General features: G+C 71.2%; 3 protein-coding genes and 1 pseudogene. All 4 read left to right on the top strand.

Features of this window, described 5'->3' with window-relative positions; translation table 11 throughout:
• Positions 1-136, top strand: a pseudogene (locus tag D588_RS23980) (VIT family protein); the annotation flags it as partial.
• A gap of 144 nt (positions 137-280) precedes the next feature.
• Positions 281-703, top strand: a complete 423-nt coding sequence (locus D588_RS0104185) for a VOC family protein (RefSeq protein ID WP_017915083.1) — start codon at positions 281-283, stop codon at positions 701-703.
• 179 nt (positions 704-882) lie between these two features.
• Positions 883-1713, top strand: coding sequence for a helix-turn-helix domain-containing protein (locus D588_RS0104180; protein WP_017915082.1), 831 nt, complete (start codon positions 883-885; stop codon positions 1711-1713).
• 106 nt (positions 1714-1819) lie between these two features.
• The gene (locus tag D588_RS0104175) at positions 1820-2812 is read left to right on the top strand and encodes an MBL fold metallo-hydrolase (protein ID WP_017915081.1); all 993 of its coding nucleotides are present in this window, start codon (positions 1820-1822) and stop codon (positions 2810-2812) included.
• Positions 2813-2867: the final 55 nt, after the last annotated feature.

Here is a 2867-nt window from a genome sequence, read left to right as displayed (position 1 = left end):
GTCGCTGACCGGCGCGCTGGCCGCGCGTGCCGGCGGCGCCTCGGGCCTGCGCGGCGCAGTGCGGGTGGTGTTCTGGGGCGCGGCGGCGATGCTCGCCAGCGGCGCGATCGGCCATGTGTTCGGCGTGCATGTCTGAGCGGACGCGCCCCGTACTGGATAGCATCACCGGCATGGCCACAGCCGTTTCCCCGAAATGCAAGGCAACCGCACGCCCGTCGTTCAACACGGAACCTGACCTGGAGTACTGAAAATCGACACTGGCCCCTTCGTCGTCGACCACATGGGATTTTCCGTTTCATCGCTGGATGAGGCGATCGCGTTCTGGACTGAGGCCATGGGCTTCGAACTTGTCCGCACGGGCGAAATGGGCGGCGATTTCCTGCGCGAGGTGACGGGCGTCGACGATCCTCGTTGCCGCATGGCGCTGGTGGTCTCGCCTGCCGGCTTTCCCATCGAACTGCTGGAATACTCGACGGCCCGCACATTGGGCAAGACACCCGCAAGCGCTGGCGCGATCGGCGCGGCCCATCTCGCCGTCACCGTGACGGAGATCGACGTGGCGGTCGCCAGGATCCAGGCGCAGGGATGGCAGTTGAAAGGATCTCCGCGGCCGATCGAGGCAGGGCCACGCGCGGGAACCATCGTTGCCTACGTCAGCGGGCCCGACGGAATCACCATCGAACTCATGCAACCTCCCAGGTAAGCGTGGCTGACAAAACGACTGCGCAGTCGCCAGACCGCGGGGAAGCGACCTGTGGCGCACCGAGACCGGCAGTTTGCGGAGCCGGCACCAGCGCAGTCGTGGCGGTCCGGCCGGCTGCGACGTTGCAGCCTGGCGCTTTACGCTGAGCGCGCGCGCCGCGCTGCGCTAGCATCACGGCCATGGCCGACACCACCTCTCCCGACGCCCTGTTGCTCGCGCGCCTGGCCAGCCTGGCCGACTGCACCCAGGCCGAGGGCTACGCCTGCATCAGCGCGCGCCGCGAACACGGCGCGCGCTCGGTGGAGATCGCGCGGCCGCAGTTGGCTATCCTGCTGCAGGGCCGCAAGCAGGTGCGCACCGCGACACAGGCCCTGGACTTCGTACCGGGCGACCTGTTCCTGGTGACGCGGCGCTGCCGCATCGATGTGGTCAACATCCCGGATCCGCACAGCGGCCTGTACCTGAGCGTGCTGGTGCCGCTGTGCGAGGAAGCGCTGAGCGCGGCGCGCGTGCTGTGGAACGAACCGCTGCCCGCCGCCGGCGCGGAGCTGGCGCGTCTGCGTGCCGAGACGTTCGGCGGCCCCCTGCTGCAATGGCGGCAGGCGCTGCAGGACGGCCGCTACACCGAGGCGCGGCTGGCGCTGGCGGCCCTGGTGGTGGCGCTGTGCCGGCAAGGCCACGGCGGCCTGCTGCTGCCGCCGGCGCCGAGCGTGGCAGCGCAGGTGCGCGAGCTGATCGCCGCACAGCCGCAACGCGGCTGGCGTTCGCGCGACATCGAGGACAGCCTGGGCCTCAGCGGTGCGACCCTGCGCCGGCACCTGGCCGGCGAACGCACGTCGTTGCGCGAACTGCTCACCGATGCGCGCCTGGCGCACGCGATGCAACTGCTGTACACCACGCGCTGGCCATTGAAGACGGTCGCCGCGCACGCCGGTTACCGCTCGGTGCGCAGCTTCAGCCAACGCTTCCAGGAGCGCTATGGCCTGGATCCTGCCAGCATCGGCAACTGAGCCACGTCGGCATTGAGCGCCGCGCGCAGCGGAATGAGCGAATCGCGCAGCGGCGCCGGTGCAGCATGCCATTACCGCGGCGCACGCCGCTCTGCCAGGAAATCCCATGTCCGTGTTCCCGCTGCGCGCGTTGTGCGCGCTGGCCCTGAGCGCCAGCGCGGCGCTGACGCTGCCATCACCCGCCCACGCCGCCGCGCCGGCCAGCGCCCAGACGCAGGTGCCCGGCGTCTATCGCCAGGCGATCGGCCGCTTGCGGGTCACCGCCCTGTTCGACGGCACCGTGGCGCTGTCGCGCGCGGAACTGGCGAACATTCCGCCGGAGGCGATCGCACGCCTGCTCGACCACCGCTATGTGCCGGAGAACGACAAGGGCCTGCAGACCGCGGTCAACGCTTATCTGATCCAGGACGGCACGCACCTCACCCTGGTCGATACCGGCACCGCGACCTGTTTCGGCCCTGGCCTCGGCCAGGTGCTGGCCAACCTGCGCGCGGCCGGCTATGCGCCCGAGCAGGTCGACGACGTGCTGCTCACCCACGCCCATCCCGATCACCTGTGCGGCCTGCTGGACGCACAGGGCCAGCCCGCCTATCCCAAGGCGACGGTGTGGCTGAGCGCCGCCGACGCGGCGTACTGGCTGGACCCGGCCAGCGAGGCCGGGGCGCCGCAGGCACTGCGCTTCGCCTTCCCGCTGGCGCGGGCGGCGGTGGCGCCCTACCAGTCCGCGCAGCGGCTGCGCCGTTTCCGTCCCGGCGACGCGCTGCCCGGCGGCGCGGTGGCGCTGGATACCCACGGACACACGCCCGGGCACGTGTCGTACCGCTTCGACGGTGGTGCGGGGCAGCAACTGCTGGTGTGGGGCGATCTGGTGCACTACCACGCGGTGCAGTTCGCGCAGCCGCAGGCGTCGTTCGAGGCCGACAGCGACCGCGCCGCGGCGATCGCCGCGCGCAAGCGCATGCTGGCGCAGGCCGCGGACCACGGCTGGTGGGTAGCCGGCGCGCATCTGCCGTTCCCGGGACTGGGCCACGTGCGTCGCGAGGGCGAGGCCTTCGCCTGGGTGCCGACGGAGTTCTCGCCGTTGCCGGCGGCGCCTTGATTGGCCCGTACCCTTATCCGGCCCTGCGGGCCACCTTCCCCCGAAAAGGGGGCCA

The organism is Xanthomonas sp. SHU 308, from assembly GCF_000364645.1.
Classification (GTDB): domain Bacteria; phylum Pseudomonadota; class Gammaproteobacteria; order Xanthomonadales; family Xanthomonadaceae; genus Xanthomonas_A; species Xanthomonas_A sontii.
Note: the sequence above shows the minus strand (reverse complement) of the source record. Positions and strands in the feature narration are given on the sequence as shown.

What these genes read in the sequence shown, in the direction of transcription:
- D588_RS0104185 (WP_017915083.1), top strand. Translation starts at nt 281, where the DNA reads ATGGGATTTTCCGTTTCATCGCTGGATGAGGCGATCGCGTTCTGGACT.
- D588_RS0104180 (WP_017915082.1), top strand. Translation starts at nt 883, where the DNA reads ATGGCCGACACCACCTCTCCCGACGCCCTGTTGCTCGCGCGCCTGGCC.
- D588_RS0104175 (WP_017915081.1), top strand. Translation starts at nt 1,820, where the DNA reads ATGTCCGTGTTCCCGCTGCGCGCGTTGTGCGCGCTGGCCCTGAGCGCC.